Source organism: Hoeflea sp. CAU 1731 (assembly GCF_039888615.1).
In the GTDB taxonomy this organism is placed as follows: Bacteria; Pseudomonadota; Alphaproteobacteria; order Rhizobiales; family Rhizobiaceae; genus Flavimaribacter.
In genome coordinates this window covers 261,144-281,150 of the sequence record NZ_JBDQQS010000001.1, presented here as the reverse complement: position 1 = coordinate 281,150, position 20,007 = coordinate 261,144, and the positions used below count along the sequence as shown (strand labels likewise).

Annotated in this window: 21 protein-coding genes; 2 read left to right on the top strand and 19 right to left on the bottom strand. The window is 59.4% G+C overall.

Annotated elements, in window-relative coordinates; translation table 11 throughout:
• Position 1: 1 nt before the first annotated feature.
• Genes AAFN47_RS01370 through AAFN47_RS01350 form a run of 5 tightly spaced genes read right to left on the bottom strand, consistent with a single transcriptional unit; the run spans position 2 to position 4,019 of the window.
• On the bottom strand, positions 2-316 hold the full coding sequence (locus tag AAFN47_RS01370; protein WP_499807390.1) for a hypothetical protein: 315 nt from the start codon (positions 314-316) through the stop codon (positions 2-4).
• Entirely contained in the window at positions 313-624 is a 312-nt protein-coding gene (locus AAFN47_RS01365) for a hypothetical protein (RefSeq protein WP_499807388.1), read from the bottom strand. The genes AAFN47_RS01370 and AAFN47_RS01365 overlap by 4 nt, the downstream gene beginning before the upstream one ends.
• The gene (locus AAFN47_RS01360) at positions 624-1,142 is read right to left on the bottom strand and encodes a 3TM-type holin (protein ID WP_499807387.1); all 519 of its coding nucleotides are present in this window, start codon (positions 1,140-1,142) and stop codon (positions 624-626) included. Before AAFN47_RS01360 ends, AAFN47_RS01365 begins: the two co-directional genes overlap by 1 nt.
• Entirely contained in the window at positions 1,142-1,936 is a 795-nt protein-coding gene (locus tag AAFN47_RS01355; protein WP_499807385.1) for a glycoside hydrolase family 108 protein, read from the bottom strand. Before AAFN47_RS01355 ends, AAFN47_RS01360 begins: the two co-directional genes overlap by 1 nt.
• Before the next feature lie 46 nt (positions 1,937-1,982).
• Positions 1,983-4,019: a hypothetical protein gene (locus AAFN47_RS01350; RefSeq protein WP_499807384.1), complete on the bottom strand. Its 2,037-nt coding sequence runs from the start codon at positions 4,017-4,019 to the stop codon at positions 1,983-1,985.
• 184 nt (positions 4,020-4,203) lie between these two features.
• On the opposite strand from AAFN47_RS01350, the gene AAFN47_RS01345 reads away from it, so the two are divergent.
• Positions 4,204-4,332, top strand: a complete 129-nt coding sequence (locus AAFN47_RS01345; RefSeq protein WP_499807382.1) for a hypothetical protein — start codon at positions 4,204-4,206, stop codon at positions 4,330-4,332.
• Between the two features lie 35 nt (positions 4,333-4,367).
• Here AAFN47_RS01345 and AAFN47_RS01340 read toward each other — a convergent pair whose 3' ends face one another.
• The 14 genes from AAFN47_RS01340 to AAFN47_RS01275 form a co-directional block, all read right to left on the bottom strand.
• Complete coding sequence (locus AAFN47_RS01340) at positions 4,368-6,317, bottom strand: hypothetical protein (RefSeq protein WP_499807381.1); 1,950 nt, start codon at positions 6,315-6,317, stop codon at positions 4,368-4,370.
• Positions 6,318-6,338: 21 nt separating this feature from the next.
• Positions 6,339-6,782: a hypothetical protein gene (locus tag AAFN47_RS01335; protein ID WP_499807380.1), complete on the bottom strand. Its 444-nt coding sequence runs from the start codon at positions 6,780-6,782 to the stop codon at positions 6,339-6,341.
• The gene (locus AAFN47_RS01330) at positions 6,782-9,265 is read right to left on the bottom strand and encodes a phage tail protein (RefSeq protein WP_499807379.1); all 2,484 of its coding nucleotides are present in this window, start codon (positions 9,263-9,265) and stop codon (positions 6,782-6,784) included. The genes AAFN47_RS01335 and AAFN47_RS01330 overlap by 1 nt, the downstream gene beginning before the upstream one ends.
• Positions 9,266-9,270: 5 nt before the next feature.
• Positions 9,271-9,858: a phage connector family protein gene (locus AAFN47_RS01325; RefSeq protein WP_499807378.1), complete on the bottom strand. Its 588-nt coding sequence runs from the start codon at positions 9,856-9,858 to the stop codon at positions 9,271-9,273.
• The gene (locus tag AAFN47_RS01320) at positions 9,855-10,097 is read right to left on the bottom strand and encodes a hypothetical protein (protein ID WP_499807377.1); all 243 of its coding nucleotides are present in this window, start codon (positions 10,095-10,097) and stop codon (positions 9,855-9,857) included. The genes AAFN47_RS01325 and AAFN47_RS01320 overlap by 4 nt, the downstream gene beginning before the upstream one ends.
• A gap of 52 nt (positions 10,098-10,149) precedes the next feature.
• Positions 10,150-11,175 (bottom strand): major capsid protein, encoded by a 1,026-nt coding sequence (locus AAFN47_RS01315; protein WP_499807376.1) that lies wholly within the window; start codon positions 11,173-11,175, stop codon positions 10,150-10,152.
• Positions 11,176-11,207: 32 nt separating this feature from the next.
• A complete protein-coding gene (locus tag AAFN47_RS01310) occupies positions 11,208-12,101 on the bottom strand; it encodes a hypothetical protein (RefSeq protein ID WP_499807375.1) in 894 nt (297 codons plus the stop codon).
• A gap of 857 nt (positions 12,102-12,958) precedes the next feature.
• Positions 12,959-13,252, bottom strand: a complete 294-nt coding sequence (locus tag AAFN47_RS01305; protein WP_499807374.1) for a hypothetical protein — start codon at positions 13,250-13,252, stop codon at positions 12,959-12,961.
• Positions 13,249-14,043 (bottom strand): hypothetical protein, encoded by a 795-nt coding sequence (locus tag AAFN47_RS01300; protein ID WP_499807372.1) that lies wholly within the window; start codon positions 14,041-14,043, stop codon positions 13,249-13,251. Before AAFN47_RS01300 ends, AAFN47_RS01305 begins: the two co-directional genes overlap by 4 nt.
• Positions 14,040-14,387 (bottom strand): hypothetical protein, encoded by a 348-nt coding sequence (locus AAFN47_RS01295; protein ID WP_499807370.1) that lies wholly within the window; start codon positions 14,385-14,387, stop codon positions 14,040-14,042. The genes AAFN47_RS01300 and AAFN47_RS01295 overlap by 4 nt, the downstream gene beginning before the upstream one ends.
• Positions 14,384-16,078: a portal protein gene (locus tag AAFN47_RS01290; protein ID WP_499807368.1), complete on the bottom strand. Its 1,695-nt coding sequence runs from the start codon at positions 16,076-16,078 to the stop codon at positions 14,384-14,386. The genes AAFN47_RS01295 and AAFN47_RS01290 overlap by 4 nt, the downstream gene beginning before the upstream one ends.
• A 153-nt stretch (positions 16,079-16,231) precedes the next feature.
• Positions 16,232-16,801 carry a hypothetical protein gene (locus AAFN47_RS01285; protein WP_499807367.1) on the bottom strand — a complete coding sequence of 190 codons (570 nt, stop codon included), beginning with the start codon at positions 16,799-16,801 and terminating at the stop codon, positions 16,232-16,234.
• A 5-nt stretch (positions 16,802-16,806) separates the two neighbouring features.
• Positions 16,807-17,073: a hypothetical protein gene (locus AAFN47_RS01280; RefSeq protein WP_499807365.1), complete on the bottom strand. Its 267-nt coding sequence runs from the start codon at positions 17,071-17,073 to the stop codon at positions 16,807-16,809.
• A gap of 48 nt (positions 17,074-17,121) precedes the next feature.
• Positions 17,122-18,402, bottom strand: coding sequence for a PBSX family phage terminase large subunit (locus tag AAFN47_RS01275; RefSeq protein WP_499807364.1), 1,281 nt, complete (start codon positions 18,400-18,402; stop codon positions 17,122-17,124).
• A gap of 347 nt (positions 18,403-18,749) precedes the next feature.
• Between AAFN47_RS01275 and AAFN47_RS01270 the strand changes: the two genes are divergently transcribed.
• Positions 18,750-20,003 (top strand): hypothetical protein, encoded by a 1,254-nt coding sequence (locus AAFN47_RS01270; RefSeq protein WP_499807363.1) that lies wholly within the window; start codon positions 18,750-18,752, stop codon positions 20,001-20,003.
• The last annotated feature ends 4 nt before the right edge of the window (positions 20,004-20,007 follow it).

Sequence of the window (20,007 nt, the reverse complement as noted above, 5' to 3'; positions counted from 1 at the left end):
ACTATTGCGCGACGCCTTGACAAACCTGTATCGCGCGCAGCCTGATCTTCAGGCTGTCTCCATCCGGGTTGGCTTCTTCCAGCAGTTTTTTCGCTTCATGGAAACAAGCATCGAATTCCGTCGAACGCCACAGAATGGACGCCGCAACCAGCAGCAACCCGACAAAGATTGCAATAGCTGTCAATTCGTTCGATCGCATGAAACTACCTTCTTGGATTTTATCAGATGCTCGACGCGCCAATGATTCATTCGCCCCGATAAAGCATTCGAAACGGCTATTGTAAAGCGTCAGGCAAACAGGAAAAATGCTCTTCAACGGGCCTCCACTGCATCCAGGATTCGCTTGAGCGTTTCATTCTGCTGCTGCTGCGTCACTTCTATGCCGCGCAGCCGCTCTCGCACATCGCCCGCACGTTCCTCGGACCGTCTCAAACGATCAGCGTTCTCGGCGATATCGACAGCGTGCGTGGCGACCGCCTGTTCTACGATAGTCACCCGCTCACCAAGTCCGAACCACATGCTCAGGCCGCCGATGATCATGCCGAGAATGGTGATGATGTTGCCGACGGAGAGGCGCCAGTCGATGAATCGGCGCCCGTTGCCGTTCGTATCGTTGATCGCCATCACGTCGCCCCTGTCGTCTTTTCTTTGGTGCGCTGGCCGACATAGTAGCCGACGACGCCGGCCCAGGCGGTCATGACCGGCACGACAATGCCAATCAGCGGCAGGACAGAGGCGTCTACCGGGATCCTCGACAGGAGCATGACGCAGACCGTCGCGACGATGATTAGGCAGCCGACAGGGAAGAGAAAGCCGTTCAGCGGCCGCCAGATGCGGGTGAGCAGGTCGGCGCTGTCGCGGTCGGCCTTCACGAGTTCGATATAGGCCAGGTGCGCTTCTGCGCCGGCGCGGGCGATGGCCGCATAGTCGGTCTCGATCGTGCGCACCGTTTTCGTGAAGACCTCCGGATCGGCGTTGTAGGCTTCCTCGATCGCCTGCGGCGTTGCGTCCGTGCCGAGCTTGCCGGCGACCGTCTCGAGGACCTCGCCGGCGATCGCGCCGCCCTTGCCGCCTTTCGCCTTCAAAATGCCGGCGAGGATCGGCGCGCCGACGCTGAGCAGGATTGTGACAAGCGCGCCCATCAGACAACCGCCTTTCGATAGGCGTCGACCCGTGCGTTCGCCGCCCGCGACTGGACGATCAGCACGATAGCGATCAGCACAGCCGCCGCGGCCACGCCGCCGACGATCCAGCTCGTCAGCATGTCGAAGCCGGCCGGATCGATCGCAACGCCGCCTCCGGTGAGCGACCCGCCCGTACCGCTCGCTGCGGCCGCCTTCTGTTTGAACGCCGCCTCATCCGCGCCGTCGACAATCTCGCGCCGGGCGATCTCCTTCACCTTCTGCGCGGTTCGCTGCCTGGCTGCTTCGCTGGAGCCCTTGGTCATCGCCTCCGCCGCCATGGTGACGGCCTTGACCTCGATGTCGGCGACACGGTTCGACCAGCCCTTGCCGAAGGTCTTCCAGATCTTCAGGCTCTGCATGAAGGAAAGCCGCTTGCGGCAGATCGCGCGCGCCGTCACCGTGTGGTCACTGGAGCCAATGCTCGCCTTCAGCCATTTGATGCCGCGCGACACGCCGGAATTGACGGCCGCGTCATAGACCGCGAGATCGACGCCCGGAACCAGATTGTATTTCACCGCCGTCGGATGCCAGTATTCGTCACGATAGAGCCGCAGCGCCTCGGAGTAAGAGATCTGCCGCACCGGCTTTACCGCCAGCTTCCGCTTTTTAAGCCAAGCCTGATACGTCGCCTCCGTGACGCCATACATGGTCTTGCCACCCGGATCCGCCGCATGGTTCGACCACCCTCCCTCCCATTGGGCCGTGATTGCATGGCACGTGTCAAAGCGATCGATTCCGATAGAAATCGTCATGGGGAACCTCGATTGTTTTGATAGAAATTTGGGTGCAAGAAGACGGTCAGAGACTGAACGTCCCCAATATTGTTACGGTCACCGAGGCAGGTTCGACATAGGCACCAGTCTCGTCGACAAACTGGACGCGAACGTTCCAGTCGTTTTTGCCTCGGATCACTGGGATGACCACAGCAGGGTAGCTTGACGGCTTCGCATCGACGAGGATTTGGTAGTCCGTGTCCACCATGTCCCGGTCGAAATTAATCGCGAAATCCCAGTCAGCGTGCCGGGTGATGCTTTCGACATTCGTCGAGGTCGAGATCGTCGGGTCGGCCCCGGTGTTCGTCGTGAAGGAGACATGCACCTCGGCCTTGCCGAGACCCTGATTGCCGAACACATTCACGACATCGCTTTCGACATTGTCTTCCGCAACGAGCCTGGACGTGTCGCCGGCGAAGCCGTTCACGATCTGGTTGTCGCTCGTGTAGCAGTGGAAAACATTGTTCTTGGCGGTGAGTGAGCTGCCTGATTCCAGATAGACGGCCGTCTCGGTGGTCAGGCCGTTGTCCGGCAGGTTCACCGTCGAGTTGGTCAGCACGTTCATCTCACCGTCGAAATAGAAGCCGAACAGTGCGCAGTCGTCGGCATAACACTCGACGAAGACATTCTGGTTACCGGTGATCCGGAAGGCCGTTTCCATCGCGCCGTCCGTGGACGGGTAGCTCCAGCAGTGAACCCGGGCGAACATGCCGGAATAGATCTCGCCGGCAATGCCGCGCCAGCAGCCCTTGATGATCATGTCCGAGATCAGACAGTCGGAATTGGGAGCCGGAAAGTCGAAGTGGATGCCCTTCGGCTGGGCAGTATCGCCGTCAAAAGGATTGCCTGGTTCGCGCAGGATCAACCCGTCATGGATGATCACCTCGCCGCATTGGGTTCCCGCGTTGGAGCCCAGGTGGATGTAGTTGCCGTCACAGTCGACAAACTCGAAATCGGAGATGTGGACGTGCTTGTAGTCGTGAAAATAGATGATCCGCTCGGCCAGATAGTTGGCGTCGATCTTGCCGCCCTTGAAGAACACGCGTTTGGGCAGATCGTCGCCGGTCAGCCCCTCGAACATGGCGACCATGACCGCCGTCGCCCGCAGGTGAAACCCGTCCTCGAAGGAGAACGAGACCTTGGGCATCCATGTCAGGCCGCTTGCGAGCGCATACTGGCCGGTCAGCCCGTAGACCGTTCCGCCATCATCAAACCCCGCCGCGTAATCAATCGCCGCCTGCATGGCGGCGCTGCAGTCGGTCGCGTTGTCGGCCACGGCGCCGAAATGGTCGAAGGTGATGAATTCGTCAGCCGGCACCCAAAGCCGCCCGTCGGCGGTCGTCAGCGCCGGCGTGTCCGCGTCCGCATCCTCGACATAGCGCAGCGCGCGGCCATTGTGCGCCACCAGCAAGATCTGCGTAAAGTCGGAGATCGCCGTCGCCTCGGCGAGATCCCGGCTGGCAAAAAACTTTACCGCAATCGACGAGGCGTGCGCGGCCGCCTCAACAGAAGCCGCCAGCGCCACATCGGCGCTTTCTGAAGCGATCGCCGCGTTCGCTTCCGCATTCTCGATATCGAGGGCAGTCGGGCCGTTTTCCAGGTCCGCAGCGGTGTCGTCCCATCGCAAAAGCGCTTTCGCCTCCGGTTCGGGAAGAACCACCTCCGTGTTTCCGGAGCTTGCCTTCACCTTCGCCGCGCGGCGGATGCGGCCGTCCAGCGTCTGGAGCGCCCGCGCGAACCGGTCGAACTGGCTTTCGAACGCCTGCGCTCGGAACGTGCCGATATCGGAGACTTCCGTCGCCTGTGTCAGCGGTTCATCTCGAACGATGGTGACCGTGTCCGTCGCGAGAGGCGCTTCCAGAAATGTCACCACGCCGCTTGAGGTTTCCTCGCCCGCCACCGTGTAGTGGACGGCGATCGTCTGCAGAGTTTCCAGACCGTCCTCATCCGTCAGATAAACTGAAAGATGGCTCTCCTGCTCAAAAAAGTACGGAAAGGAGAATGCAGTCGTCGCGCCGTCGCCGGAATAGCGGATACGGCTTTCCGTAGTCGAAATGGTCATCTTTGTCCTCGATCGCGCACATGGAGACAACCGGCGCCCAAGAAGAGCGCCGAACTGCCTCGTTTGTCCTGTGAAATGAAAGGATCAGCCGGGGCTGATCATCCGAGTGGAGCGTCTATCGGAGCGGAAGACACCTTTACTCTTGCGTTTCCTCGCATTGAATCTCGTAGCCGCGACCGCTCCAATGGATTTCGCAAGTCTCGGTCTCAGCGGCTTCCTGGTCGGGCTCGCCGCCGCAGGCCTTCGGCAAAACGACGAACACGAGGAAAGCGAGGAAAGCGGCAATCGTCGCCTGCTGGAACCCGCTACCTAGCATGTCTGACCTCTCGTTTCAGTCGTTGTTGCAATTCAACTCGTATCCGATTCGATTATCGCATTGGCGGCGTGAATATTTCGTTGCTCCGTTTTCGAGCGTCGCGCGATATGATCGATTGCCTCTTCCGGCGCATATCCACGATCAGTCAGGTCCACAAAACGCTCGAGGTCGGCGCGCCAATCGACCGTCGAGAAATTCCGGTCGAATTCCCCCGGCGCCGCGTTTAAAAGATCCTTGGCCCGGTTCATGGCGTCGGCGCGCAGTTCGCTGTCTTCACTATCCAACGCGATTTCCAGGCCAATCCTCACGCGCGAAGGCAGGTAACCTGTCGCCTGCACGAAAGAAAGTTCAGCGCGACGCCGATTTTCAGGTTTCAGGCGGCTTTCCATTTCGGCCCAGACCTGATCCGCGATCTCCGCCTGACGCGGATCTTTCCCATCTGTCGCCGCATGCCCCATGGAGAAGGCTTCATGGAACTCGCGGCTGCGCGCCTGAATTTCAAGTCGCTTGTTCAGTCTGGCTTCGAGCCGCGTCCGATCAGCGAGCGCCAGGTCTTCAAGAGCAATGTCAGACCCGCTCACAGTGTCGCTGCGATCAATCGCGCTTTCGATACGCCGCGCGTTTTCGGTCCTCTTGTCGAATTGCGCGATATCCTTTTGGGCCTTGCGACGCGCAACGAGACCCCTCGCCCTTGCCTCCTCACGCAATCGCTCCGTGAAGCCGAGGAAAGCAAGGCGAGAATTGGGCTCACCCGCAATCACGCCCATTCCATCTTCCATCTCGTTGGCCAGCGCCGCCTCGAAAAGATCGCCCTGTTCTTTGTTCGGCGCTCGAAATAATCCGGTGACGCCGGGGGCATCGATCTCGGCAGCGGACGCCGACTGCCCGGCGCCGGCTGCCAGCACGCGCGTTTTGTCACCTGCCCTGTCGGCGACAATTCCAAGACCGTTTTCAAAAGCGACGACGTCTGCCCTGTCGCGGCGTCCAGCAGGTCTGGCGAATGCGCGGAGGCTGTCAGTGTAAGCCGCTACGCCTTCCGGAGAAGCATCAACCCATCCTTGTGCGAAGGCCGTCGCCTTCGCGCCTTCGTCAAGGTTCAGTCTGGCGGAGAACATCTTCCTGAACAGCTGATCGAAGACACCGGCGACAAACACGTCGCCCTCTGAAACGGCCTTTGCAAGCTTTCGGCTTTTCAGGTTTTTCCTGCCGTCGCCATTAAAAAGCGGCTGTCGCGAGACGCCCAACAATTCGCCCACCTCGTCGGGACGGTGGTCGATGACATTGTCGACCAATGCTGTCGCCAGGCGTTGTCGGATCTCCCCGCCCAACGCTTCTTTTGTCTGATCCGGCAATCCGGAAAGCGCAACCTTTTGCAAATACCCCTGCATGATATCGTCATAGGCTGCGGGCTGCTCTCTCACGGCGCTCGCGGCCCTTTCGCGTGCCTCTTCGAGCGTCGTCAACCTCTGGCCGCGCATCATATTTTTTTGCGTTGCAGCCGCCGCATCCCTGACGGGCTCCATGGCCCGATCGGCGATAGCGGCCGCCGCTTGCTGCATATGCTCCGGCTGTTTCGCACGCAAGGCGGACAGGCGAGGCTCTATGATGCGGTCGACGACGCTTGAGTAGAAGTCGCCCGGATCGCCTTCATGCTGCTGCGCTGCCTGAGCCACGTCGACGCCGGCCTGCCCTATCGTCTCTTCCAGTTCCGTCAGGAAATCGAACCTGGCGGTTTCTTCGAGACGAAGGTCACGAAGCTGTCCGATCGCGGATTCCTCCGCCACGTCCACTCCATGATTGTTCGCATTCTCCGCTGCAGCGTCGCCAATCGTATGCTGGTCCAGATTCAAACGGATACGGCTGATGGCCGCGCCCATTTGCTGAAGACCTCTTCCAGCCGCGTCGTCTACTGGCGCGCGCGACATGCCGCCCCGGTCTGTATCCAGCGAAGCTTTTGAGAAATATGTCGGTATCCTGGCCATTGTATCGTGCTAGCGCTCCGGTCAGATGGTCGCCCAATTGGTCTTTGCAGCGCCGCCGATCACGGGCGAGAGAAACCCGTAGATCGCGCTTTGTCTCACGGCGGCGGCGTTCTGCTTCTGGTATCGGGCATTGGTCATGAGGTTTTGCGTGCGCGCCTCGCTTCCGTAACGGATCGCCCTTATGTCGAGCGCAGCTTCCGCAGCCGTGTCGTCGATCACCGCAGCGGCGCTGCCCGTTGGCTTCACGCCGGAGGCGGCATAGTTGGCCAACTGGCGTCCGGCGAGCATTCTGGCCTGACGAGTGATCCTGTCGGCTTCGAAACGCCCGCGTTCGGCTTCCATTTCCGCCTGGTTCTCGTAAAGCTCGGCCTGCATCTCATACGCGTCGGCCTGCGCCTGCGAGGCCGCCATGCTGCCGAGGCCCGACAACACGCCGCCAACCAGCGGCAGCAATTGAATACACATTACGGTTCTCCTTCTACGCCCACCATGACGCTGCGTATCGTGGCGGGATAGGCCCTGTCCGAGCGGACGATCGCAACGCCGGAATTGCTCCAGCTGTCCTCCGCAGAAAGTCTTTTGCAGCCGGTGAACAATTCAGGCGCGGAGCCAAGAGTTTCGCTGCTTTTCCTGAACAGGTATTCGAACTGTCTTGCCGCTGATCCAGCCCTGATATAGCCGGTCTCCAGCAGGTCGAGACTGACGGAGACTGCGCGCATCCGGCGTCCAAGCGCCGCGCCGTCCCGGTTGCCCGCCTGGGGCAATCGCAGGGTTTCGGCGTAACTCTCGAAACGCAGGCCGTAAGTCACTTTCAGAGCTGTCGTTTCACCGGGTAAGGTGAACGCCCCGTCCGAGACGACCGCATCGCCGATATCCACGCCGTCGGCAAACACGCCGACAGTCTCGCCTTCAAGATGCTCGGCGCCGATGATTTCCGACGCTGCCTCCTCGAACGCCACCGTCCGGCTGCCGTCAAGAAACACCCCTTCCCCGATCGGCTTGCCGTCGAACGGCATGTCCAGATATTCGACGCTGCGTTTCACCGCGCCGCCGATCGTGCGTTTCACGATAAGCCAGAGACGATCGCCGCTTTCCACCGGAACCACACACCCGCTTTCGACAACAGCGCCGTCATCAGCGTAGCCGCCGGCGACAATGTGCCTTGAAACGCCGACAACCTTCTGATGGCGGTCATAGGTCGTTGCGACAAGAACGCCATCCGTTCGCCCGCACCATATCAGGCTGTCCGGCGTCTCCTGGTAGCACAGAAAGGCGATTCCCGGCTTGAAGGCGTGATCCGACAGCACAGTCAGTTCCGGCGAAAGGTAGCCATTGGCGTCGTAATTGTATGAAAACTCGTGCAGCGTTGCCTTGTGGAACCCCGCATAAATCAGCGTATTGGACACGGTCACCGGCGCGATGGAAGCCGATCCGGTCGTCGTCTGCTGCTTTTGGCGCACATTGCCCGGAGACAGCGCCTCGGTGCTTGCGGCCGGTCCAAGTGTCCGCATCGAGCCGTTGGTTCCGATAACGAGATCTCCGCTCTCTTCGATAAAGGAAATGGCGTTCAGCCGGCCGCCGGTCATCGAGATGGACAGCCCGTCGGAATCCTCGACAGGAACCGATTGCCCGAAATTGCCGAACTCCAGCGACTTTGAAAGCCAGACCGTCCTTGGCATTGCATCGTTCCGGCCGAAGGCGAGTCTTGCCTGATAGAAGCCCGCGCAGTGCGGCCACCCGCTTTGTTCCGACCATGCGCCAAGCGACCAGAAGACGATCGGATTGAGGTCCGGCAAGGCGTGGCCGTGAAGTCGAATCCGGACAACCGTCGTGGACACGACTTCCGTGATTTCCGCCCACCTGTAACGGCTGTCGGATCCAAGCAGTCGTATGTGCCGGCCCAGGTCCGAAGACTGAAAGCCGGCGTCCTGGTTGATTCCCTCCGTTGAAGACGCGGTGAGATCAAAGGGCGTCTGGTCGCTTGCCTTTTGATGAATGGCGAGTTCAGCGCTGCGCGAATACTCGCCGTCGCTTCCGCCGCCGCCGGAAAACTTCAGCTGGTAATAGGCGTATGCGGCGTCATTATCGAATTCATAATAGCGGGTTTCGCTTCCGCTCCACGCTGTCTCGCCGTCGCGGCTGTCCAGCGTGGTCCAGTTGTCTCCGTCATTCGATCCCTGGAATTCCCACTGGGTAAAATGGTCGTTGAACTTCGGTTCATTGTCGGTGGCGGTGATCCAGTAGGCGTCGGCGACTTTCCGGGCGTTATCCGCGAATTGAAACCGCAGATATCCGCTCGACCCCTCGGCAAGCGCTACCTGGGCGACCTTTTCCCTGTCAAACATGCGGAAGGCGTCCGTTGATCCGTTGCTGGCGCTCGCCGATCCTTCGGAATCCGTGTTCGACGACATCTGCGGCGTGATGTGACCCGATTTTTCAGGCGTCAGCGTCGTCGCAGTCGCGTTTTCATCCAGGTAAGGCCCGTCCTCGAATTCGAACGCCGAAAACGCCCAGTCCACCTCGCCGGACCGGATCAGCCTGTAGGGCGGATAGTCGCCGTGAACCATGTAGAGAACGTCGGCGCTTTGGGCGTAGCTCACGGAGGCAACGTCGGAAACATCATACGGGGATTCGATTTCGTAGGCTTCGCCGTCGATCTCGACCTGTCCGTCAAGCGCAAAGAAGCGGCAATAGCGATCGCCCTGTTCGACGACATAGGCTTCCGTCTCGTTGAACGCGAAAGGAAACAGGCGGGCGACGTCTGTGCTGTCCTTGATTTCCGCAACAAATACTGTTCCGGACCGGCGCCGAATGCCGCCCTGCCGCAGGACGTAGAAGTTTTCACACTTGGCGAGCCCCATGGCGTAGTGATCGGTGTCGATGCGTCCATGCAACGCCGGCGACAACTCGCCGCGCGTGAACGTTGCCTGTATGGGATAGACAGTCATTGCGCCTAACCCCGAACCGCTATCACGTCATTGGTGTCCGCGCGCTCAGTCATTCCCTGCAAGCCGTCGATCCACCGTCCGCGTTTGAGTTCCTGCTCGAAGCGGTCTGCGGCAAGTTGGGCGAAGCTCGCCTTGCCCGTAATCGCATGAGCGAGGTTCGCGGCCAGAAATGCAGCGAACGCTGTTGTGGCGACAGGCGACCAGAGCCCGAACTGGCTGACACGTTTGATGTAGCGGCATTTGAGCGGCGGCGCGGCGTCCGTCAGAATGTTCCCGTTTTCGATTTCGTGGGCAATCGTTCCGCCATTGAACAAACCCTCTTCGCGCAGCGGCAAAACGCGCAGACAATCGCCCGGAAGCGGATAGCTGTAGTCCCAGCCGAAAAAGGGTTCGTCGGCGCTGGCCGCCAGTTCCGTCCGCGCAACGGCGAAGTTCCAGGGATGCGTCGCGAGAAAAGAATCCCGCAACGCCTCGAAGTTTCTCTTGAACCGGCGCGCGTTCGGCTCGTCATCGTCGATGGACCCGATCGGCCCCTCCTGCAGCATGTCCAGCGCCATGTTGCACACGCCGGTTTCCGTCATCGCGGACGTCATGCTATTTCTCCCCGTTCTGCGCCCTTGGAGCCACTTCCGGATTTGCTTCGAGCAGGTACTTGCCCACGGTTTGCGCGGCCGATGGCGACCACTTGTTCCGCTAGCTCCCGGCGTTTCACAGCGCCGGCGTCGTCAGTCTTGACCAGGTGGGTTAGTCCATCGGCGCCGGCGGCAAGCCTCGCCAGATGGTCGCGTCGAACAATCTTGGCTCCATTGCGGAGCCGTTTGGCTTTCGTCATCTCGATCTCCTGAAAAAGAAAACGGGGGCGGTCGCCCCCGTCGCTAAGCCGGTTATCCGGCGTTGACGTCAAGCTGCGCGAGCTTGATGTTTTTCCGGTCGTAGACACGGTCCCAGTTTGTCGCGAGCACCAGTTCGGATTCGGTTGGAGAAATCCCCGAACAGGAGGCGTCCGTCCACTTCACGCCGCGCGGGTGCAGCACGCAATGCCGCCGCGTGACCATGTTGGTCTGACCGCCGCCATTGCCCTTGAGCGGAGAGCGGTCATATTCCAGCGCCTGGTCCGCATCCAGCGACGCCGACGCATAGGCGAATGCGCCGCGCCCGAACAGGTAGCAGGTGTACTTGTCGGAGTTCGTCCCCGAGGTCACCGGCATCTGGTCGTCGATGATCACCAGCCGTCCCTTGTAGTAGGGAATGTCTTTCTCAAGTTTGGAATCCTGGACATAATCGATATCGTCATTGTCCTGAACCGACAGGAAAACCGACGAGTGCATGGCGATCGCCACGACGTCGCCGAGGCGATCTCCCATTGTCTGGCAAGCCCTGTCGAAAGCCGATCGCGAGAAACGATTGGCTGCCGTCGGCGACGCGATATCCTGATAAACGGAGAAGATCATGTCGGAGTCGTCGTTGGCGGCGTTGTCTGCAAACAGGCCCTGGCAGGACGCGATGAGCATTGTCTGTTCTGCGCCCATCCAGTCTTCCGCCAGATGCTGCAGCACATGCCCCGCCGGATCCTTTCGGTGTCCACTCGCCATGATCCCGGCGATGTCCATGTGCGAGTAAGCCTTCGCCCAATAATGTTTGACGGCCTGGTCCTTGCTGGCCGTCACCTTCCTGGGTGTGATCTCCACCGTTTCGTCATCGGAAACGATGTCGGGCGCAGTGCGCGAGAGATAGTCCCAGAAGGGCATGTTGATCAGGCGTCCGCCGGCGTTCAATTGCGACTGGACTTCCTGCGGCGGCGTTTCAAGTATGCCGGACCGAACGAACAGGTTTCGCTCCGGGAACTCCTCCTTCATGTATCCGAGATAGACCTCGGGCGTAATGATGTCTGACTGATAGGTGATAGCCATGCAAATCCTCTTTCATTGGCAAGAGAGCGCGCTCACAAGCGATAGGTCGTCGGGTCCTTTCCCGCTGACTGGATGAGTTGGCGCGCGAGGGTCGGGTCGTCGCGAATGATGGAGTTCTGTTCGTCCCAGTTCCGGCTCTCGTCCGAAAACGGATTGCGTGAGGCCGCGCCTCCGGAGACAAGCTGGTCTTCGGCGAACATCCCCTCCCCGGCTTTTGCGAGAGCCATCACGATCCTGGGCGCCAGGATGCGCTGATCTTCGTCGATGACTCCCGCGTCCACGAGTTCGGACATCAGGGTTTCACCCCCGAGACCGTCGATCGCCTTCGAGAAGTGCTCGCGATTTGTCGCGTAGCGCCGGGAACCCTGAGGTCCCCAAGCCTCCTCGATCGCTTTCGTGGAGTCGTCGGCGAGCCGTTCGAAAAGCGCATTGTTTTCCGATTGCCGGGCCTGAATTGCGGTCGCAGCGTGCTGCAGAAACCAGTCATGGGCCTTTGCGGATACATGCGCCGGCAATTTCGCATCGTGCGAGAACTGCCGCCAGGCGTCGGCGAATTCGCTGTCGTAGGGCATGTCTTGCGGCAGTCCCTCGGGCAGCGAGTATTCGTAGCCGGCCGCGTCCTCTGGTCGAAGGCGCGCAGTCAGACGATCGTAGAATGTATCGACTTCCTCCGCGCTTGCATCCTCGGCCGGAAACCGGACGGACCGGCCGATCAGGCTTTCCATCTCGCGGGATTTCGTGATGAGACCGGAGAGCATCTCCGCCGGATCGTCATCGCTGATCCCGTTCGCGTTGATCCATTCCCGGCTGTCTCTGTCGAGACCGGAAAGGAAATTCGATGCGGAAGGGTTTGACCCGTTGTCACTTCCGCCTTCAGCGGCGTCAAGGCTGCCCGCATCAGTTGCGGACCTGTCGAGCGTCGTCATATGATAATTCCTTGTAGATGTTGGCTTGACCGGACTGGTCACAGGCGAATGCGCGCGGAAATCCGCCCCTGCAGTGTCGCAGCGGTCGGCAGAGCTCCAATTTGTGCTGAAGTCTCGGCCCGGGGTCCGAAGCCTTACCCCGGACGCACGAAGCCGATCGTAGTTGTTGATGTCTCTTTATAGAGAATTTTCGTCAAAATTTCCATCGCGCCGCAATGCTGCAAAAACGCATTGCAGGGTAAAAATGACTTTACCTTACTGAAATTATTTATTATTTCTCCTACGTAGACTTACGATCATTGTCTTTTCCTTCGATTGAAACGTAACTCGCAACAGTCAGCGCGAACGACGTATAAAGCTGCCGTCAACCGCTATCTCCCGACAGGCAAACAGCTCTTTTGAACAATCCACTGAGTTATCCCCTGTGGAAAAATCGCGCTCGACAGGGCGCCGTTTTTGGACAATTATTTCCTTGCAAGCCGGGGACATTCCCAACCGCCAGATGGGTAAGAAAACCGGAACATCTTGCAACCCTTGCGTGGTATTGCTGCACACGCCCATGGCGATTGCATCGTGCTACAGATGGCACAAGGGACGCACTGGAAACGGATGCATACGCGATAAAGTGTACCGATACTCCGGAAAACGGCGGTCTAATTCGTTAAATCCGGCATGTTTGTCAGACCTTCGGTCGCGACAGATCATGGGCCAGGGTTTTAAAAAGATTCTGGTTATCAGATGAGCCGGCAATTCGATTGCAGCAGAATGTCAAAGACAATCCGTTGCAGGGGGATTTCAGGTTCCATTTGAACAGGGAGGCGCTGACCGAGGTCAGCGTCTTTTTGTTTGAGCGCCGCTCATTCGTTTTCCTGGTTATTGTTCACGAACTGCACGGTAAAATCGAGCTTGAAGGTTCCGCCTTCATGCCTGACTTCCTGCATGGCGAGGACTTTGCCTAGCAGCGTCATGAATCCGCCAGGGTGCTTCTGCGCCTGCACACGCAGATATTCGACCATACTGCCGCCGCCGGCTTCCGTCGCAGCCTGCAGCACGGCGTCGCGTATCATCGGAAAATTCAATCCATTTTCCAGCAGTTCTGCAGCACTGCCACCGGCGCTGTCGGTCGGCTTCTCCTTGTTGCGCCTGGTCATGCGCGCACCGGTTCATGCATCACGGGCAACTTTAAAGGCGTACGAAGGGACGCCGCTTTCCCGATCTCGATCGGGCGTTTCGGCGCGGCGACGAAACCGTTTGCCGCGCGCCACGCATTCCATCCAGTCCTTGATGGTTTGCGCGGAGAATACCGATTCGAGGAATAGCCGCTGATCTGCATGAGGTAGCTCCATGGCGTTGGCGGCTTGTCGGTGATCGTCCATCTGAAGGAATGCCTCGATCCGGACAGATGCACAAGCAGCCCGTCCCTGTCGAAACCACTATCCGCGAGATACGCCACGTAGCCGATAGAGCTGTCCTGGCCGTCCCTCGTGATAAATCGCTGACCGAGGCGCGCCGTGTAGATCGTTTCCGGCTCCACGGTCTCTCCAGTGCGCGAAGCCTGCGACAGCCCAACGAAACGGTCATGGATGGTGTCGATCCGATGCCCGTGCGACGCGCGGATCAACGCGTCATCGCCGTTCAGGAAGACGCCGTCCCGAAAAAGAATTTCGGCAAGAGCGACCGGTCTCGGCTTGGGTGGGCGTGGCATGCCTCGCTCCCCTGCTGAATGGTCATCCGGATAGTAGCTGACATCGCCGACATTCGGGTCTCCGATGATCCGGTCGCCAAGCTTCAGACTATACCCCCAAAAATTTATTGTGGTGTCCGGATCGAAACGAACTCGATGCCGCTTGCGATCGACAAGCGCATCGATGTGGCGGAGCGTTCTTCTGTTCGGGGCTTGTGCGGATTCCGCGTCATACTTTGTCTTCTTGCTTGCGTTCAAAGCGTCACACCTTCTTCCTGATCGGCGATCAGTTCCGCCGACGCGGCGCGATAAAGCGCCGACAGATCGCCATCCGGCGACAGACCAAGCCGAATGATCCGGGCGAAGACGCGTCGCATGGCGTTGGCCTCGCGCAGCGCGTCCGCGCTTTTCTCATGCGTTTGCGCAAAGAAGTATCCGCAATAGGCGGCAAGATCGGACAGCACGATCTCCTGATCCTTGTGCGTCGAGCCTGTTTCGAAAAACAACCTGCGATAGGAGGCTTGAAGTTCGGCAAACGCCTGTCGGTCGCGCCGCTCACCGCCATCTTTTCCGGTCGACAGAGAATGATATGTGTGCGTCATCGCTGGCCACCGTCGTTTTGCACCATCGCAAGCATGTCGCCAAAGGCTGCGCTTTCTTCACCCACTGCTTTCGCTGCATTGCCGCCATTCACAGCCAGTTCCGTCAGGGTTTTGATCTGGTCAACCTGCTGCGACGCCGCTTCGGCCTGCCTTACGTCCTCGATGGGCTTGAACATCGACCGCGGGGCGCCGTGAATGTCTTGCGCAATGTCCAGCATTTCATCGAGATCGAAACGCTCCAGCACCTGCGGCTTGCCGAGTTTGGCCATGGCGCCGGCCAGTTCGAGGACCCGTTGCATGCCAACGATTTCTCCGGCCCGTCGCAATTTGTCGAGCGGACCGGTAAAGGTGACGCCGATCTCGTGCCCCTGCAATCCGCCGGGCGCCGCAAGAGGCCGGCCTGGCCGGAAGACGCCGCGACCTTCGAGAAGCGTAAACTCGCGGTCGATCATTCGCGCCAGGCCGTCCTGCAAAGAGAGCCCGGACGGACCAAGCAGGTCCCCCTTCTCCTGCGCGCGTATCGAAGCTTCCGTCGCTGTCATCTGCGGGTTCTGTATCAGGATCTGCCACAGGTTGACGTAAAGGCTTTCGCGCAGTTGGTTCTGCTTCGCCTCGATAATGGCCCGCGCAAAATCCGGTCGCTGTTGCGTCACGATCGGCCGGATGAGCAACTCGCCTGTTTCGCTAAGCAATCCCGGGTTCGGCGCTCCCGGATTGAGATTGGGAGGATTGGTCGCGTCGTCGCGCTGCGCTGTCGGCGGGTTCACCCATTGCTGGGTGGCGATATATTCCTGCTTCGAGAGCATGTTGACAGATTTGATTTCAGCGAGCGCAAGCGCCACCGGCCCCTCGCAATAAGGCCCCTGATTTTCCCGGTTCCAGTGAAACACGATGTAGGGAAAGCTCCGGTAGCCGCCCTTGGCGAGTAAATGCCGTTCATCTTTCTCGACATAGTAGGAGACGGAATCCATCGCATGGCGGTCGTCATCGGGCTTCGGCATGACCGCATGGAGAATGACAACGGCGGCGTCCTGTCTCTTCGGATCGCTCGCGCAGTCACGCACCTTTTTCGAGCATCGCTCGCCCCACCGTTCGACGCATTGCCGGGCGGTGCGCGTGAAGACGCGGAAATTGGTGTCGACCACACCTTCGAAATTCGCCGCGAGATGGTTTTCAAGCAACGGAATGTGGCGATAGGACACCGGTGCGGCGAGCGTGCGCGCCGGCGCGTCTTCCACATAGATGACGCTTGTCCCGAAAGCCGCCCTGCCCTTCACCGCCGCCTTCCCGGCCAGCGCAAACCCGGATGATGGATTGTAGCGCATCCGGAACATATAGCGTGTCAGTTCGTCGAACCATCGCAACTCCGCATCGCTCGCCGCGCTTGCAAACGGTTCGCTGCTGCGAAGCGAATGCCATGTGGCGCTTGCCGGCATAACAAGCGAGATTTCGCCCGCGGCCAGACGATCGATCGCCATCAGCGACGTGTGGTCGTAAATGTTCGGCGCGTGGTATGCCCCATAGGGCCTTGAGGCGTCTCCACCTTCGACCGCCGAGAGGATCGCCTGATGTTCAAGACCGGGCGCGACATAGCGCGAGATGTCGCGCCAATGGTTTTCCCACGACCGTCTCGCATTGGCGAGTTGTTCCAGACGCGAAAGCAGCGTCTCGACTGTCGGATCTGCAGACATCAAAGCTCCTCTTCAGAAGAGTGGTGCGTGCGCGCAGGCTGCACGAAGGTCCCGAATGCGCTGTCGCCGAGCGCGGACGTGAAAATGTTGGCGCTGGAACCGCGGGCCCGTCGCCGGCGTCTGCGCGCTTCGGACAACAGGCTCGCATCCGATTCACGTTTGACCGGTTGCGGCGTCGTTGTCTTCGGTGTCTCGATTTTGGTACTGAAGCACATGACCCCATCTCCTGTAGACTGATGCGGGCACGCCGCCGCGCACCCATTCGTAGAGTAAAAACCGCTCGCCATTCCGGCCCCATTGCTCAAGGACGCACCGTCGCCTGGCGCCGGTTGCCTCCAGCCAACGATGCGCAGACGCGTGGCTTTCGATCGACCGCGCCTCGATGCGGCGAATGCCGCGTGTCTTCCAGGCGTCGACCAGTTCGCGAAAGACGAAACGCGTGACGGCGGGAATGCAGCGTTCGAAACCGCACGCGCCATAGGACCAGGCGCTCAGAACGCCCTCGCTGATCGGGGCGAAACCGAACGCGCCGCTTGGCTGGCCGCTTCGCAGAACGACGAAGGCTTCACCAGCCGCGAGGCCGCTTGCGGCAATCGCCGCCGGCTTTGCGCCTGGCGGCACCTGACATTGGATTTCGCTTTTATCGTCTGGCCGCAAATTGGCGACGATATAGGACACATCGCGTAGTGTGGCCGGAACGATCGCAACCGCGCCTCTCGACATGGCCACTATCGCCTGCGTTTTTCCAGAACCTGCACATCGCAGGAGCCGGAGGCGACGTCGACGCGCACCCAGCACGGCGCGCCGATATCGATTGGCACGAGCCTTTGGTCCGTGATCGTCGCGCCGTCGCCGGATTTTACGTAGATGTCCTCGCCAATGCTCAACTTGATTTCGCAGGACAGGCCGGCGGCGTTGCTGATCGCGACGGCGCCGACGCCGTCGGCAAGTTCCACCGGCAGGCTTTGCGCGGTCACGCCAGTTTCATAGCTCATTCTTGGTTCCTTCCCGTTGAGAACAGTGTTTTGCCGAACGAGTGTCGCCTACCAGCCTTCCAGGGGATCAAATCCCGAAGAATTGGCCTGCAGGCCGGCGCTTGCGTTCATGCGTTCGTGGTGAACGGTTTCCGCAAAGGTCAGCGCCAGCGCGTCGGCGATGTCAGGCGACAAGAGCCCCCGCCGCTTCATGTCTTCCTTCTTTTCGATCTGGATCCGGTTTCGCGCGTCGAAACTGTATTCGGGAGACTGCAGGTCGATCATCAACTCGTCGTCGTCCGGTATGTCTCCGATATCGCGCAGCCAGTCCCGCATGCGCGACCACATTTCGGCGCGCTTGTTTCTGAAACGAAGACTGCTTGAAGCCCTCGAGCCTCCGTTGACGTCTATAACTTTCAATCCGAGTTGACGCAGTCGGTCGACCACCCCGCCTCCAACGCCCACGCCATCGACAAAGATGGCGTTGGGTTTCTCCAGAAGAGCGATCTCGCTGACCTTTCCCGCCGTCTGCATCAGGTCGAGCGTCGACCAGCGCCAGATCCGGGCAAGCTTGTAGGCGTGGCGCGCTACCAGCACGGTTCTGTCGTCCCCAAAACGCGCGACGTCGAGCCCCATGATCCTCGGACCTTCAGGCAACGCGCATTGCCTGTCTCGCGCGGCAGCGACAGTCTCGCGGGCAATGAACTGCATGTCGGAGAGGTTGCGGTAGTCGCCCAGCCACACATGCTCGTATTTGTTCTGGTCCAACGCCCGGTCACGCTCCATGTCCGCCTTCAAGACGTCCGGAAAGAACGGATTGTCGGTGTAGTTTGCCCGAACGACGACAGCGTCCTTTGGCTTTTGGCGGCGCAGGAAGCGGTCGATCGGATCCGTCGGACTTTCCGGGTTCCAGGAAAACCACAATTCGCTCCCCGGACTGCGGATTGTCGGAATGAGCAGATCCAGGCTCCTCTGGCTGACGGTTTGCGCCTCCTCGATCCAGGCAATGTTGAACCCTTCGAGCGACTTGATGGAATGGGCGTTGTGGTGTTTCAGCCCCCGGAACGCGAACAGGCTGTCGTTGGGCCCCCGGATCTGCGTGTCGGTGACGTCGAAAAACGCCTCAAGCCCGAAATCCGCGATCTTGTCTTCGATCAGTTGCTTGACCGAATCCCGGATCGAGTTCTGTGTTTCGCGCAGGCATACGGCTCTCACCTTCCCGTCAAGCGCCCTGAGACACAGCAATCCTCCAAAAAAATGTGACTTTCCGCTGCCCCGTCCGCCCCACGCGCCCTTGAAACGCGACTGACCGACGAGGGGCCGAAACACCTCGGGAAACTTGATTTTCATTGTGCTGGCTAAGTGTGCGGATCGCCCTGTTCCGGGGAAAGCGCGTTGCGTTTGCGCATTGATCCGATGTTACTTTCGATGAGGGACTTATACGGTATTTTCGGACAAAATGGAATGGACGTGACGCCGCTGCAAACCGGGATCACAGCAAACCGTACTTGCAACCAAATGAAATCATGACGTTATTCTTGATGTATCTTTACGGCGTGGATTGCAGATCAATTGGAGTCAGTGCATTTTTACTCCTGACCAAGGCGGTTATCTGGAACTGTAACAAGGAAATTAAGAGTTGATTTTTACCGGCCTGTCTGGAAGTGAACGTGCTATCTGGGCAGGATGACTCGCCGATGAACATGCAATCAGGACGCCGCGGAGATAGGCAGCCTCAGTATTCTGCGGAAGCGCGTCGCCGTTTCGTCAGCGACAGGGTCAATACGCGTCTGGTTCTCAATTTTTCCGGTTTCGAAAACACCAGCGTTCAAGCACTCGTTGATCGCCTCGCCCGTTGCGCGGAGAAGACCGGCGACGTGTTCGGATTTACGGTGGAGCGATCGCCCCGGGAGGCCCGCGAAGCCGATCATATGAGCATCACCGATTTCCACTCGAAGGGATCGGATTGGCGCGTCGACACAAGGCTCGTGCAGTTCGGCTGGTTCGATATCGTGGCGGAATACGAGAACTCGCCCTATCCGGCAGGATTCCTGGCGAACTTCGTCAAGTATCTTGCCTTCTTTGCAGACGGCACGGTGCTGCGATACATGCGCACCAGCAAGCTGTATTTTCTCTTTTCCATCTATCCGCTAGTCTTGGCGGTTCTTTTTGCTGCTGCGAGCCTTATGGCCGCGCGATGGATCGCAGACTGGCTGGGGCTGACGAACTGGCTCGTCCCGCCAGCAGCCATCGTCTTCTGGCTGATCCTGTGCCGCTGGCCCGGACGTTTTTTTTATATGCCACTGACCATCAGCGACTGGGGATTCGCCCGGGATATGGTCAATCGGAGCAATCCCAAGATCGATGATCGCATGGATCTGTTCGCCAGGCGCGTCTCCGAAGAAATCGCTTCGTCCAACCATGACGAGATCGTCATATCGACCCATAGCTTCGGGAGCCTCTGGGCTATTGGCGCGCTGACTCGCGCGCTGGAGGAAAGTCCGTCGTTGCTGGAAGGCAAGAAACTGCGCTTCCTGGCGCTCGGCTCAAGCCATCTCAAGATTGCGCTAAGTCCCAAAGCGTCATGGATGCGCGATCAACTCAAAAGAGTGCTCTCGGAGCCCGCGCTTTTCTGGCACGAATTCCAGTCGAAGGACGACGCCATCGCCTTCTACAAGTCAGATCCATTCACGCCGGCCGGTCTGACAGGCGACCCCGACCGATACAAGATTGATCGCGTCCGTTTCAAACGCGGTATGACGCCGGCCCGCTACCGGCGCATGAAACGCTCGCTCTATCGCACGCATGGCCAATATGTGCGCTATTACGACAATCCTGTCGATTTCGATTTCGGGATACGGCTGTTCGGACCGTTTGACACGAGGTCGCTTGCCGCAATACCGCACATCGTCAAGTTGCTCGCATCTGACCAGAAGGCTCTGCAGGGATAGCGTA